The 13,411-nt window shown below is 46.8% G+C and carries 11 protein-coding genes and 2 tRNA genes; all 13 read left to right on the top strand.

Annotated elements, in window-relative coordinates:
• The first annotated feature begins 97 nt into the window (after positions 1–97).
• Positions 98–799 (top strand): UMP kinase, encoded by a 702-nt coding sequence (gene pyrH, locus V7M78_RS06280; protein ID WP_333647537.1) that lies wholly within the window; start codon positions 98–100, stop codon positions 797–799.
• 14 nt (positions 800–813) lie between these two features.
• Positions 814–1,368: a ribosome recycling factor gene (gene frr / locus V7M78_RS06275; RefSeq protein WP_333647535.1), complete on the top strand. Its 555-nt coding sequence runs from the start codon at positions 814–816 to the stop codon at positions 1,366–1,368.
• Positions 1,369–1,434: 66 nt separating this feature from the next.
• Positions 1,435–2,157 (top strand): isoprenyl transferase, encoded by a 723-nt coding sequence (locus tag V7M78_RS06270; RefSeq protein WP_333647533.1) that lies wholly within the window; start codon positions 1,435–1,437, stop codon positions 2,155–2,157.
• A gap of 19 nt (positions 2,158–2,176) precedes the next feature.
• Complete coding sequence (locus tag V7M78_RS06265; RefSeq protein ID WP_333647531.1) at positions 2,177–2,977, top strand: phosphatidate cytidylyltransferase; 801 nt, start codon at positions 2,177–2,179, stop codon at positions 2,975–2,977.
• Between the two features lie 34 nt (positions 2,978–3,011).
• Complete coding sequence (locus tag V7M78_RS06260) at positions 3,012–4,154, top strand: 1-deoxy-D-xylulose-5-phosphate reductoisomerase (RefSeq protein WP_333647529.1); 1,143 nt, start codon at positions 3,012–3,014, stop codon at positions 4,152–4,154.
• Between the two features lies 1 nt (position 4,155).
• Complete coding sequence (gene rseP, locus V7M78_RS06255) at positions 4,156–5,214, top strand: RIP metalloprotease RseP (RefSeq protein WP_333647527.1); 1,059 nt, start codon at positions 4,156–4,158, stop codon at positions 5,212–5,214.
• Positions 5,215–5,234: 20 nt separating this feature from the next.
• Positions 5,235–6,299: a flavodoxin-dependent (E)-4-hydroxy-3-methylbut-2-enyl-diphosphate synthase gene (gene ispG, locus V7M78_RS06250; RefSeq protein ID WP_333647779.1), complete on the top strand. Its 1,065-nt coding sequence runs from the start codon at positions 5,235–5,237 to the stop codon at positions 6,297–6,299.
• 11 nt (positions 6,300–6,310) lie between these two features.
• Positions 6,311–10,792, top strand: a complete 4,482-nt coding sequence (locus tag V7M78_RS06245; protein WP_333647525.1) for a PolC-type DNA polymerase III — start codon at positions 6,311–6,313, stop codon at positions 10,790–10,792.
• Positions 10,793–10,905: 113 nt separating this feature from the next.
• Positions 10,906–10,979: transfer RNA gene (locus tag V7M78_RS06240), tRNA-Pro, on the top strand.
• Between the two features lie 4 nt (positions 10,980–10,983).
• Positions 10,984–11,055 (top strand) — tRNA-Glu (locus tag V7M78_RS06235).
• A 145-nt stretch (positions 11,056–11,200) separates the two neighbouring features.
• A complete protein-coding gene (locus V7M78_RS06230; RefSeq protein ID WP_333647523.1) occupies positions 11,201–12,076 on the top strand; it encodes a GGDEF domain-containing protein in 876 nt (291 codons plus the stop codon).
• Positions 12,077–12,265: 189 nt separating this feature from the next.
• On the top strand, positions 12,266–12,598 hold the full coding sequence (locus V7M78_RS06225; RefSeq protein WP_333647521.1) for a DUF4491 family protein: 333 nt from the start codon (positions 12,266–12,268) through the stop codon (positions 12,596–12,598).
• 3 nt (positions 12,599–12,601) lie between these two features.
• The gene (locus V7M78_RS06220; protein WP_333647519.1) at positions 12,602–13,270 is read left to right on the top strand and encodes a hypothetical protein; all 669 of its coding nucleotides are present in this window, start codon (positions 12,602–12,604) and stop codon (positions 13,268–13,270) included.
• The last annotated feature ends 141 nt before the right edge of the window (positions 13,271–13,411 follow it).

The following is a 13,411-nucleotide window of genomic DNA, read 5'->3' as shown; positions in this document are numbered from 1 at the left end:
CAGTAAAGCCCCAGGCTTTACTGGCTTGCACTGCGGACTAGCGACATGCAAAAAGAAACTTGCACAAGAGAACTTTACGACAGGAGAACTAAAAGCAATGAATCCAAGACGTGTATTATTAAAACTCAGCGGTGAAGCTCTTGCCGGTTCCGGAAAGACAGGCTATGAGGAAGCCACTGTAAAAGAGGTTGCACGGCAGGTTAAGATATCCGTTGATGCAGGTGTAGAACTAGGCATCGTCATCGGCGGAGGGAACTTCTGGAGAGGCAGAACCAGCAATGCCATTGACCGCACTAAGGCGGATCAGATCGGTATGCTCGCCACCATCATGAACTGTATCTACGTTTCAGAGATTTTCCGCAACGCAGGAATGGATACCAGCATTTTAACACCATTCCCATGCGGTTCCATGACAGAGCTTTTCTCCAAAGACAAAGCCAACCAATACTTTAAACAAGGAAAAGTAGTATTTTTTGCCGGAGGCACAGGCCATCCCTATTTCTCCACCGACACAGGAATTGCTCTCCGTGCCATTGAAATGGATGCTGACTGTATCCTTTTAGCAAAGTCCATTGACGGAGTCTATGACAGCGATCCAAAGCTCAATCCAAAAGCGGTAAAATATGAAAAGATCACCATAGAAGAAGTCATTGAAAAACAACTGGGTGTGATCGATTTAACCGCTTCCATCATGTGTATGGAAAATAAGATGCCCCTCGCGGTATTCAGTTTGAATGAAAAAGATGGCATTGCCAATGCAATGCAGGGAAAAATAAGCGGTACCATAGTGACCGCATAAATCAGGAGGACGATATGCAGGAGAAGTTACAGGTTTACGAAGACAAGATGAATAAGACATTAAAAGCACTGGAGAATGATTATATGACCATTCGTGCAGGACGTGCCAATCCTCATGTGTTGGATAAGATCAAGGTGGATTATTACGGAACACCTACTCCCATTCAACAGGTGGGCAATGTTTCCGTTCCGGAGGCCCGCATGATCGTGATTCAGCCATGGGAGAAAACCTTATTAAAGGCCATTGAAAAGGCAATTCTCACTTCTGACTTAGGAATCAACCCCACCAATGACGGCAATATCATCCGTCTGGTTTTTCCGGAGCTGACGGAAGAGCGCAGAAAAGATCTGGTAAAGGATGTTAAGAAAAAGGGAGAGGCAGCCAAGGTTGCAATCCGCAACATCCGCCGTGATGCCAACGACAGCTTTAAGAAACAGCTGAAGGCAGAAGAGATTTCTGAGGATGAGCATGCAGACGCAGAAGATAAGATTCAGAAATTAACGGATAAGATGATCGCCCAGGTAGAAAAAGCGATTGATGAGAAGTCCAAGGATCTTCTTACCGTATAAAAATCTTAAACAGGGGGGCAGGCATTTTGCCTGTCCTGTTTTGTGCTTTTAAAGGAGCGGCATTTTATGGATAAAAACATTGAAAATCTGGTGATTCCGGAGCATGTGGCGATTATACTGGATGGCAATGGAAGATGGGCTAAAAAGAGAGGCCTTCCCCGGAGCCTGGGGCATAAAGAGGGCTGTGTGACGGTAGAAAAGACCGTAGAGGATGCAGCCCGCCTTGGCATTAAATACTTAACAGTCTACGGTTTTTCCACAGAAAACTGGAAGCGTTCCAAGGAAGAAGTGGGAGCGCTGATGCAGTTGTTCCGCTACTACATGGTAAGGCTTTTAAAGGTGGCTAAAGCCAATAACGTCCGGGTTAAGATGATCGGAGACAGGGAACGCTTTGACCAGGATATTATAGAAGGCATTGAAAAGCTGGTGGAACAGACAAAGGACAACACCGGCCTGACGTTTGTGATCGCAGTCAATTACGGCGGCAGGGATGAAATCCTGCGGGCTGCAAAAAAGATATTAAAGGATGGACAAGAAGGCAGGCTTTTGCCGGAGGACATGACGGAGCAGATATTTACTTCCTATCTGGATACCGCTGATATCCCGGACCCGGATCTTTTAATCCGCACCAGCGGAGAGCTGCGCCTTTCCAATTACTTATTATGGCAGTTAGCATATACAGAGCTTTATGTGACAGACTGCTACTGGCCTGATTTTAATCAGGATGAATTAATCCGGGCTATTGAGGCTTATAATAGCAGGGAGCGGAGATTCGGGGGAGTGAAGTGACCGGGAGGGAGGAAGCACCATGTTTACAACCAGACTCATAAGCGGAATCGTTCTTATTTTAATCGCTCTTGTTACAGTGGGGAGCGGCGGACTTCTGCTTTTTGCTACAACCGTCTTTATATCTATGACCGGTTTGTTTGAGTTGTACCGCGTGATGAAAATCGAAAGAAACCCTTTGGGTTATATGGGTTATCTGACAGTCGTATTTTATTACGGACTTTTGTGGTTTCAAAAGGCAGAATTTATGATGCTGATGTTCATCGCCTTTTTGATGATCCTCATGAGCATCTATGTATTTACCTTTCCAAAGTATAAGACAGAAGAGGTGACAGTGGCCTTTCTGGGAGTTTTTTACGTGGCGGTTATGCTGTCCTATCTATATCAGGTCCGTTCCATGCCGGATGGAAAATATCTGGTTTGGCTGGTGTTTTTAAGCTCCTGGGGCTGTGATACGTGTGCATACTGTGTGGGAATGCTGATCGGAAAGCACAAGCTGGCTCCGGTGCTGAGCCCGAAAAAGTCCATTGAGGGAGCAGTGGGGGGAGCCATAGGATCAGCTTTTTTGGGACTTATTTACGGAACTGTTTTCAGCGGAGCACTGACAGAGCTTCAAAGCCCGGGTGCTGCCTGTGCCCTGGCCTGTGCCATTGCTGCGGTCATTTCCCAGATCGGGGATCTGGCTGCTTCTGCCATTAAGCGCAATCATCAGGCAAAGGATTACGGAAAGCTGATTCCGGGCCATGGCGGAATCCTGGACCGGTTTGACAGTATGCTCTTTACTGCTCCGGCCATTTACTTTGCCATGACATTTCTGCGCTGAAAAATTGGAAAACAAAAGGAGTTATTAGCATAAGATGAAGAAAATAGCAATCCTCGGTTCAACGGGTTCCATCGGAACCCAGACATTGGAGGTGGTAGAGGCTCAGAAGGATATAGAAGTCACTGCTCTGGCGGCAGGCAGCAACATCGCCCTGCTGGAAGCACAGATCAGAAAATTCCGCCCAAAGACAGCCTGCGTATGGGATGAACAAAAGGCCAAAGAATTGAAATCATCAGTCCGGGATCTTCCGGTCCGCATTCTGTCCGGCATGGAGGGACTGATGGAGGCTGCCATAGAGCCCTCTTCTGAGATGGTGGTAACCGCTGTTGTGGGCATGATCGGCATACGCCCCACCATTGCGGCCATGGAAGCCGGAAAAGACATTGCCCTGGCTAATAAGGAAACCCTGGTGACGGCAGGACATATCATCATGCCTTTGGCCAAGGAACGAGGGGTAAAGATTCTGCCTGTGGACAGTGAGCACAGCGCCATTTTCCAGTGTTTAAACGGGGAGCATAAAAATACCATCCATAAAATACTTCTGACAGCCTCCGGCGGTCCTTTCCGGGGCAAGACCCGAAAGGAAATGGAGTCCGTCCAGGTTGAGGATGCATTAAACCATCCCAACTGGTCCATGGGAAGGAAGATTACCATTGATTCCTCTACCATGGTCAATAAGGGATTGGAGGTCATGGAAGCCAAGTGGCTGTTTGGCGTGGAGATGGACCAGGTGCAGGTGGTGATTCAGCCTAAGAGCATCATTCATTCCATGGTGGAGTTTGAAGATGGGGCAGTTATGGCCCAGCTTGGAACTCCTGATATGAAGCTGCCCATCCAGTATGCCCTTTATTATCCTGAGAGAAGGCCCCTTTCCGGAGACCGTCTGGATTTCTGGACCATGGGGCAGATTGCTTTTGAAAAACCGGATATGGTCAATTTTCCGGGACTTAAGCTGGCTTATGAAGCCGGAAGAGCAGGCGGAACCCTTCCTACAGTCTTTAACGCTGCCAATGAACGGGCAGTCGCCAAATTTTTAAACAGAGAAATTCCATATCTTGCCATTACAGATATGATAGAGGGGGCAATGAACGGGCATACTGTAAAAGACAGCCCGACCGTGGAGGAGATTCTTGAAGCAGAGGCGGCGGCTTATGAATATATAGAAAGCAGGTGGTAAATTGTCCAGTATTATTGTAGCAATTCTGGTATTCGGACTGATTGTTTTGATTCATGAATTAGGACATTTTTTGTTTGCAAAAATAAATGGGATCGGAGTGGTGGAATTTTCCATCGGCATGGGTCCCAGGCTTTTTTCCTTTAAGAGAGGAGAAACTACTTATTCCATTAAGGTGCTGCCATTAGGCGGTTCCTGTATGATGCTGGGAGAGGATGAAGATAATCCCGATGAACGGGCCTTTCAAAATAAATCCATTCCGGCCCGGATGTCAGTCATTGCGGCAGGCCCTGTATTCAACTTTATTCTTGCCTTTTTCCTGGCAATGCTGGTGGTAGGACTTGGCGGATATGACACCACCTACATCAAGGAAGTGGCAGAGAATTCCCCGGCTTATGAGACGGGAATCCGCCCCGGAGACAAACTTCTTAAAATCAACGGGGAAAATGTTTCCATGTACCGGGAATACATTCTCTATAAAGTTTTAAGGCCTGATGAAAAAATGAATCTGGTGGAATTTTCCAGAGCTAACCCTTCTACAGGCAGCCTGGAAGTCCTGAAAACTTCCGTCACTCCTGAGTATTCTGCGGAGAGCGGAAAATATTTAATCGGCATTTCCATCATTCCGGAAAACCAGAAGGTAAAATCTCTGGGCGGACTGATAAAATATGGATTTTTGGAAATGAAGTACGATGTAAAATTAACAGTCAAAAGTCTTGGAATGCTTATTTCCGGAAAAGCAGGGGTCGGTGACTTAAGCGGCCCTGTGGGGATTGTGGTCATGATTGACGATTCGGTCAAGGCAGGGCTTACAGTCAGCTTTATGGCGGCCTTTATGAATGTAATCAGCATGTGCATTCTTTTGAGCGCAAACCTGGGAATTATGAACCTGCTTCCTATTCCTGCTCTTGACGGGGGAAGGCTGTTGTTCCTGATCATCGAAGCGGTCAGAGGCAAGCCTATGGACCCGGAAAAAGAGGGGCTGGTGAACATGATCAGCATGGCAGCTTTGATGGCACTGATGATTTTTGTGGTATTTAACGATATCAGCAGGTTTACTTGACCGTTGCCTGTAAGGGCAAAATGGAGGAATCTATGAGCAGACAGAATACGAGGGCAATCCGCATCGGAGACCGTGTAATCGGCGGAGGAAATCCGGTGCTGATTCAGTCCATGTGCAATACAAAGACCCAGGATGTGGAGGCTACCGTCAGGCAGATCGGCATCCTGACAAAGGCCGGATGTGACATCATCCGGGTGGCTGTTCCCGATATGGAGGCGGCAGAGGCATTAAAGGAAATTAAAAAGCAGATTACCATTCCTTTGGTGGCTGACATTCATTTTGATTACCGCCTTGCCATCGCTTCCATTGAATCCGGTGCAGATAAAATCCGGATCAATCCGGGCAATATCGGCTCTCCTGACAGGGTCCGGGCAGTGGTGGAAAAGGCCAGGGAATATGACATCCCCATCCGTGTGGGTGTAAACAGCGGCTCTCTGGAGAAGAACCTCCTTGAAAAGTACGGAGGGGTGACTGCAGAGGGAATTGTGGAAAGCGCTCTGGATAAGGTACAGATGATCGAGGAACTGGGATATGAAAACCTTGTGATCAGCATTAAGTCCTCTGACGTCCTCATGTGCATCAAGGCTCATGAGCTGATTGCAGCCAGGTCGGATTACCCCCTTCACGTGGGAATTACGGAAGCGGGCACTTTGACCTCCGGAACCATTAAATCCTCCGTGGGACTTGGCATTATTCTCCATCAGGGAATTGGGGATACCATCCGGGTTTCTTTGACCGGAGATCCCTTGGAAGAAATTAAGGCAGGGAAGCTGATTTTAAAGACCCTGGGCTTGAGAAAAGGCGGCGTAGAGGTAGTTTCCTGCCCCACCTGCGGCAGAACCAGAATTGACCTCATTGCCCTGGCAAACCAGGTGGAGGAAATGGTTTCCCGTTTCGACCATCTGGATGTGAAGGTAGCTGTTATGGGCTGCGTGGTCAACGGACCGGGTGAGGCCAGAGAGGCTGATATCGGAATTGCCGGAGGAATCGGAGAGGGACTTCTCATAAAAAAAGGAGAAATCATACGCAAGGTTCCCGAGGAAGAGTTGCTTAGTGCCCTGCAGGAAGAACTTATGAAGATGTAACAGGTGATGGAATGACAAAACAGTTTTTGGAGGTTTTTCCAGGATTACATATTACAGAGGAATTGCGGGAGCTTTTAAATCTGGTGGAAGTGGAAAAGGTCACTTTAGGCAGAGATAGAAGCTCTATTCGCATTTATATAATCAGCCCCAGACTCATTCACAAACAGAATATCTATGGGCTGGAGAAGGGGATTAAGGATCAGCTTTTCCCCACCAAGCAGATTACCATAAAGATTATAGAGAAGTTCCGCCTGTCAGGCCAGTATACTCCCCAGAAGCTTTTAAAGGCTTACCGGGATAGTCTTTTGATAGAGCTGAAAAATTACAGCATTATTGAATATAACATTTTCCGCAAGGCAGAGTGCGTGTTTCCGGAACCGGACCTTCTTACAATGACGGTGGAGGACACCATTGTCACCCGTGAAAAGGCGGGAGAGTTAAAACGGGTCATGGAGAAGATTTTCCATGAAAGGTGCGGCCTGCCAGTGGAAGTGAAGTATGAATATGTGGAGCCCAAGGTAAATGTCCTTGCAATGCAGAAGGAGCTTCAGATGCAGCGTGAGGTGGAGGAGATCGTAAGCCGGGCAGTCATAAAGGATGATCATAATTCTCCGGAAGCTCCCGCAGCCGGGCAGCCGGATGAGGTTCCTTTTGCCGCCAATTCCAAGGCTCCTGCCGGTGCAGGGAGCAAGACCAAAGAAGGGGAGAAAAAGCAGGACTTTGCTGCCGGGAAACGGGAGTGGAAGGACTTTAAAAAGGGCGGATTCAGTTCCCGGCGCTCAGACAATCCGGATGTGTTATACGGCAGGGACTTTGACGGGGAGCCTATTAAAATAGAAGAAATTGTAGGCGAAATGGGAGAAGTTGTCATCCGGGGTAAGATCTTAATGACAGACAGCAGGGAGCTGCGGAGCGGAAAGACCATTATTATCTTTGATGTGACTGATTTTACGGATACCATTACAGTGAAGGTGTTTGCCAAAGAGGAACAACTTGAGGACTTAAAGGCAGCTACTGTCAAGGGAAACTTTATCCGGCTTAAGGGTGTTACTACGATTGACCGGTTTGACGGGGAACTGACTTTAGGTTCTGTAGTGGGAATCAAAAAAGCAGAAGATTTTACAGGAAAGAGAAATGACAACAGCTTAAATAAACGGGTGGAGCTTCACTGCCATACGAAGATGAGCGATATGGATGGAGTTTCCGAGGTCAAGGACCTTGTGAAAAGAGCTAAGAAGTGGGGGATGCCCGCTCTTGCCATCACAGACCACGGCTGTGTCCAGGCCTTTCCCGATGCCAGTCATGCTCTGGAAAAGGACGATCCCTTTAAGCTGATTTACGGAGTGGAAGGGTATCTGGTGGATGATTTAAAGCAGCTTGCAGAAAATTCCAGAAACCAGAGTTTTTCCGATACATATGTGGTATTTGATATTGAGACTACAGGATTCAGCTCTTCCCGGAATAAGATTATCGAAATCGGGGCGGTAAAGGTGACCAACGGGGTGATCGGAGATAAGTTTAGCACCTTTGTAAATCCCGATGTGCCAATTCCCTTTGAAATTGAAAAGCTTACGGGAATTAATGACAATATGGTTCTTCCTCATCCCAAGATTAATGAGATTCTGCCTAAGTTTCTGGAGTTTTGCGGTGATGCGGTTCTGGTGGCCCACAATGCTTCTTTTGACGTAGGCTTTATTGCATACAATGCGGCCCAGCTTCATCTGCCATTTCATCCGACTGTTATCGATACAGTGGCTTTAGCCAGGCTTCTTCTGCCTAACTTAAACCGGTTTAAGCTGGATACGGTAGCAAAGGCACTTCACATCTCCCTGGAAAACCATCACAGGGCTGTTGACGATGCCGGATGTACGGCTGAAATATTTGCCGCATTTGTAAAAATGCTCCGGGAAAGAGGAGTGGAGACTCTTGATGAACTGAACGGCTTAAGCACCATGACGCCGGATATGGTCAAGAAGCTTCCCACTTACCATGTAATTATATTGGCGGCTAATGACGTGGGAAGGGTGAACCTCTACCGTTTGATTTCCTGCTCCCACATTGACTATTATGCCAGAAGGCCCAGAATCCCCAAAAGCGTGCTGGAGCAGAATAGGGAAGGTTTAATCATAGGCTCTGCCTGTGAGGCGGGAGAGCTGTATCAGGCCCTGCTAAGGGGTGTTCCTGATGCGGAGATCGCAAAGCTGGTTCATTTTTATGATTATCTGGAAATCCAGCCCTTAGGCAACAATGCTTTTATGCTGAGAGATGAAAAGAGTGCGGTGAAGACGGAACAGGATATCATTGATATTAATAAAAGAATCGTGACCCTGGGAGAAGAATTTGGAAAGCCGGTCTGTGCCACCTGTGATGTTCACTTTTTAGACCCTGAGGATGGAATATACCGGAAAATCATTATGGCAGGAAAGGGCTTTAAGGATGCCGACGACCAGGCCCCCTTATACTTAAGGACTACGGAGGAAATGCTGAAGGAATTCCAGTACTTAGGCCCCAATAAAGCAGAGGAAGTGGTCATAAAAAACACCAGAAAGATTGCGGATATGTGCGAAAAAATCTCTCCGGTGAGGCCGGATAAGTGTCCTCCTGTCATTGAAAATTCTGATGAAGATTTGAGAAATATCTGCTATGACAAGGCCTATTCCATTTATGGGGAAAATCTGCCCACCATTGTTACGGAAAGGCTGGAGAGGGAGCTGAACTCCATTATTTCCAACGGGTTTGCGGTTATGTATATCATTGCGCAGAAACTGGTGTGGAAGTCCATTGAGGACGGCTATCTGGTGGGGTCCCGAGGTTCTGTAGGCTCCTCTTTTGTGGCTTATATGGCGGGAATTACAGAGGTAAATTCCTTAAGCCCTCATTATTACTGCACCTCCTGCCACTACTATGACTTTGACTCGGAAGAGGTGAAGCAGTTTTCCGGAATGGCAGGCTGTGATATGCCGGATAAGACCTGTCCGGTGTGCGGGCATGCCCTTTCCAAGGACGGATTTGACATCCCCTTTGAGACCTTTTTGGGCTTTAAGGGAGATAAGGAGCCTGATATTGACTTGAACTTTTCCGGTGAGTATCAGAGTAAGGCCCATGATTATACAGAGGTAATTTTCGGAAAAGGACAGACCTTCCGGGCGGGGACCATTGGCACCCTGGCGGATAAGACTGCCTTCGGATATGTGAAGAACTATTATGAAGAACATGGAGTGAGAAAGAGAAACTGTGAGATCAACCGGATTGTCCAGGGATGTGTGGGAGTAAGAAGAACCACAGGACAGCATCCCGGAGGAATTATTGTGCTTCCCCACGGGGAGGAGATCTATTCCTTTACCCCGGTTCAACGGCCTGCCAACGATATGACCACCATGACGGTGACCACTCATTTTGATTACCATTCCATTGACCACAACTTATTGAAGCTGGATATTCTGGGACACGACGATCCTACCATGATCCGTATGCTTCAGGATCTGATTGGCTTTGATCCGGTTAAGGATATTCCCTTGGACAGCCGGGAGGTTATGTCTTTGTTTCAGGACACTTCTGCCCTTGGAATTCTTCCCGAGGATATTGGAGGCTGTAAGCTGGGAGCTCTTGGTGTTCCGGAGTTTGGTACGGATTTTGCCATGCAGATGTTAATTGATACCCAGCCCAAATACTTTTCTGACCTGGTGCGGATTGCCGGTCTTGCCCATGGTACGGATGTGTGGCTGGGAAATGCCCAGACCTTAATTCAGGAGGGCAAGGCCACCATTCAGACGGCCATCTGTACCAGAGATGATATTATGGTCTATCTCATTTCAAAGGGGATGGACGAAGGGCTTTCTTTTACCATTATGGAGAGCGTCCGTAAGGGAAAGGGCCTGAAAAATGAGTGGGAGGAGGAAATGACTGCCCACGGTGTGCCGGACTGGTATATCTGGTCCTGTAAGAAGATTAAATACATGTTCCCCAAGGCTCATGCGGCGGCCTATGTAATGATGGCCTGGCGTATTGCTTACTGCAAGGTGTTTTATCCTCTGGCCTATTACGCCTCATTTTTCAGCATCCGGGCCAGCGGCTTCAGCTATGAGCTGATGTGCCTGGGCAGGGAGAAGCTGGAGCATTATCTGGCGGATTACAGAAAGAGGATGGATTCCCTTTCTAAAAAGGAGCAGGATACTCTCCGTGATATGAGAATCGTGCAGGAGATGTATGCCAGAGGATATGAGTTCATGCCCATTGATATTTACCGGGCAAAGGCCAGACATTTCCAGATTATAGACGGAAAGCTGATGCCTTCCTTAAGCAGCATTGACGGTCTGGGAGAAAAGGCGGCTGATGCAGTGGTGGAGGCAGGTAAGGATGGGAAGTTTTTATCCAGGGAGGACTTCAGAAACCGCACTAAGGTCAGTAAGACAGTCTGCGATTTAATGGGGGACTTAGGACTGTTGGGAGAACTGCCGGAATCCAACCAGTTATCCATATTTGATCTGGGGTAATGGCGAAATATTGACGGAAAAAGCAGTAATTTTTCCGGTAATTTACAAAAATAAAAAAATTTGAAAATAAGGTTGACTTTAGGCCGGGATTATATTATACTACTTAACGTAATCGAGGCGTGGCTCAGTTTGGTAGAGCGCTGCGTTCGGGACGCAGAGGCCGCAAGTTCGAATCTTGTCGCCTCGATTCCGGCCTATTGGTCAAGCGGTCAAGACGCCGCCCTCTCACGGCGGAAACCCGGGTTCGATTCCCGGATAGGTCATCTAAAAAGCCCTCAGGCATTTCCTGAGGGCTTTTGTGTTAGCAAAGTTTCCTACATAATACTGTTCATATGGGTTGGTTTATGATAGTATAAAATTCTACATGAAACACTTACATCACGATGAAAGTCAGATTGCGGGGCAAAAATGAAATATATTTCACTGGAAGAGATAAAGGATAAACTGGATTTTTTTGAAAAAGTGCATGATGCAGTGCGTCTGGTTGATCCTCTGAACAAAAAAGTATTGGAATGCCGGGGTTCTTCCCTGGGTGGTATAGATGAAATATGCTATGACTATTGGGGGAATGGAAAGATCTGTGAGAACTGTGTTTCTCTAAGGTCCCACTGTGAGGGAAAAAGCTTTATGAAGATGGAAAAAAGCGGGGAGAAAATCTTTCTCGTTACAGCAATTCCCATCGACTATCCAGGAAATCCGGTTGTGCTGGAATTGCTTAAAGATACGACAGATTCCATGCTTGTGGGCTCGGGAAATTATAACGACGGGGAGATGATGACCCGTTATGTGAAGGATCTCAATGATATCATTGTCAAAGATCCTCTTACCTCTCTTTATAACCGGCGTTTTTCAGAAGAGAGGCTGCCGGTGGACGTGGCAGGAGCAATTATGGCTGACGAACCTCTGTCGGTCTGCTTTATTGATATGGATAATTTTAAAGAAATCAATGACCTTTACGGTCATGAATCAGGAGATATGGCTATTAAAGCAGCAGGAGAGGTAATCAGCCGCCATATGGATTATGGGGATGCATGGGCAGCCAGATATGGAGGGGATGAGTTCCTTTTGAACTTTAAAAATATGGATGAGGATCAGGTCCGTCAGATCGTGGAGCGCATCCGGGAGGAGATTAAGGAGTTGTCTCTTGCAAGGTTTGCCAATAAAACCCGCCTTTCTATTTCCTTTGGCATAGAAACCATGAAAGATACCCCCATGACTGCTGCAGATTTAATCCGGCGGGCTGATGAGAAGATGTATCAGGCAAAAAAAGAAAAGCTTCAATAAAGACAGCGGAGGCTGTCTTTTTATTTGGAGAATGTTGTAGAATTAAAGAGGGTTTTGTTTTGAAAATTGCAGTATTTGGGACAAGCTTATTTAATCTGTCGAAATATTTATTGACATGGAGCGAGTAATAGGATAAATTTAGATTACAGGGATAAATTTTTATTATCCGCTTATAAGGAGGGTTTGGTCATGTACTGGTCAGGAATTATCATTGGTGTTGTGTCGTTTTTAATTATTGGGCTGTTTCATCCGGTGGTTATCAAATGCGAATACTATTTTTCGTGGAAAATCTGGCCGGTGTTTCTGGTCGGAGGAGTGATTTTCTGTCTGTATTCTCTCTTTATTCCCAACGCCATTTTGTCCGGCAGTTTTGCAGTCACGGGCTTTGCCATGCTGTGGTCTATCGGGGAATTAAAGGAACAGGCAGAACGAGTGCGAAAGGGCTGGTTTCCCGCAAATCCAAAAAGAATACATAAGGAGCTTCGCCCCGAAAGCGGCGAAAAGATAAACGAGGAGGAATGACAAATGATAAAATCAAAAAGGGTATTTGGCCGTGTGGAAGCAGCATTTGACATTCTTTATCTGCTGACAGCCTTTTTGATTGGAATTTATCTTCTTTATACAGGAGAGACTCCTGTTCGTAAGCTGGCGGGTATTATGGCTGTTTTGCTGGGATCAGGAGATCTCTTTCATCTCATTCCCCGCATTGCCGCCATTTTGACCGGTCAGGAAGAGCGGTGGGCAAAAGCCATGGGATTTGGAAAATTTATTACATCTATTACTATGACTGTGTTTTATCTGCTTCTTTGGAGGCTTGGACTTTTGCTGTTCGGGATGGATATTGAGGGGAAAGACTGGGATGTCTGGAATACGGCCGTCTATTTATTGGCGTCCGGCCGGATTCTGCTCTGCCTCTTTCCTCAGAATGGCTGGCTGGAGAGTCAGCCTCCGGTTCGGTGGGGGATTTACCGCAACCTTCCTTTTTTGCTGCTGGGAGCAGTGGTAGCGGTGTTTTTTGCAGTACATGGGCGAAGGGTTATGGGGATCGATCACATGTGGATTGCAATTACCTTGAGCTTTGGTTTTTATCTTCCGGTGGTGTTTTGGGTTCACCGCAATCCTAAATTGGGGATGCTTATGCTGCCGAAGACTTGTATTTATGTGTGGATGTTGGTGATGTGTTTGTTTCTCTGATTTGACATTTTCAGGAGATGTGAGTTTTTCCTATGCCGTTTTGCTTGGTTGACAAATGGCAGGTATATTATTACACTATAAATAAGTTAATTCGTGAAGGATCAGGCTGGGTTCCCGAATGGGAGTAAATCGTAAGATTTA

This window comes from Lacrimispora sp., from assembly GCF_036758025.1.
GTDB lineage: Bacteria > Bacillota > Clostridia > Lachnospirales > Lachnospiraceae > Lacrimispora.
Note: the sequence above shows the minus strand (reverse complement) of the source record. Positions and strands in the feature narration are given on the sequence as shown.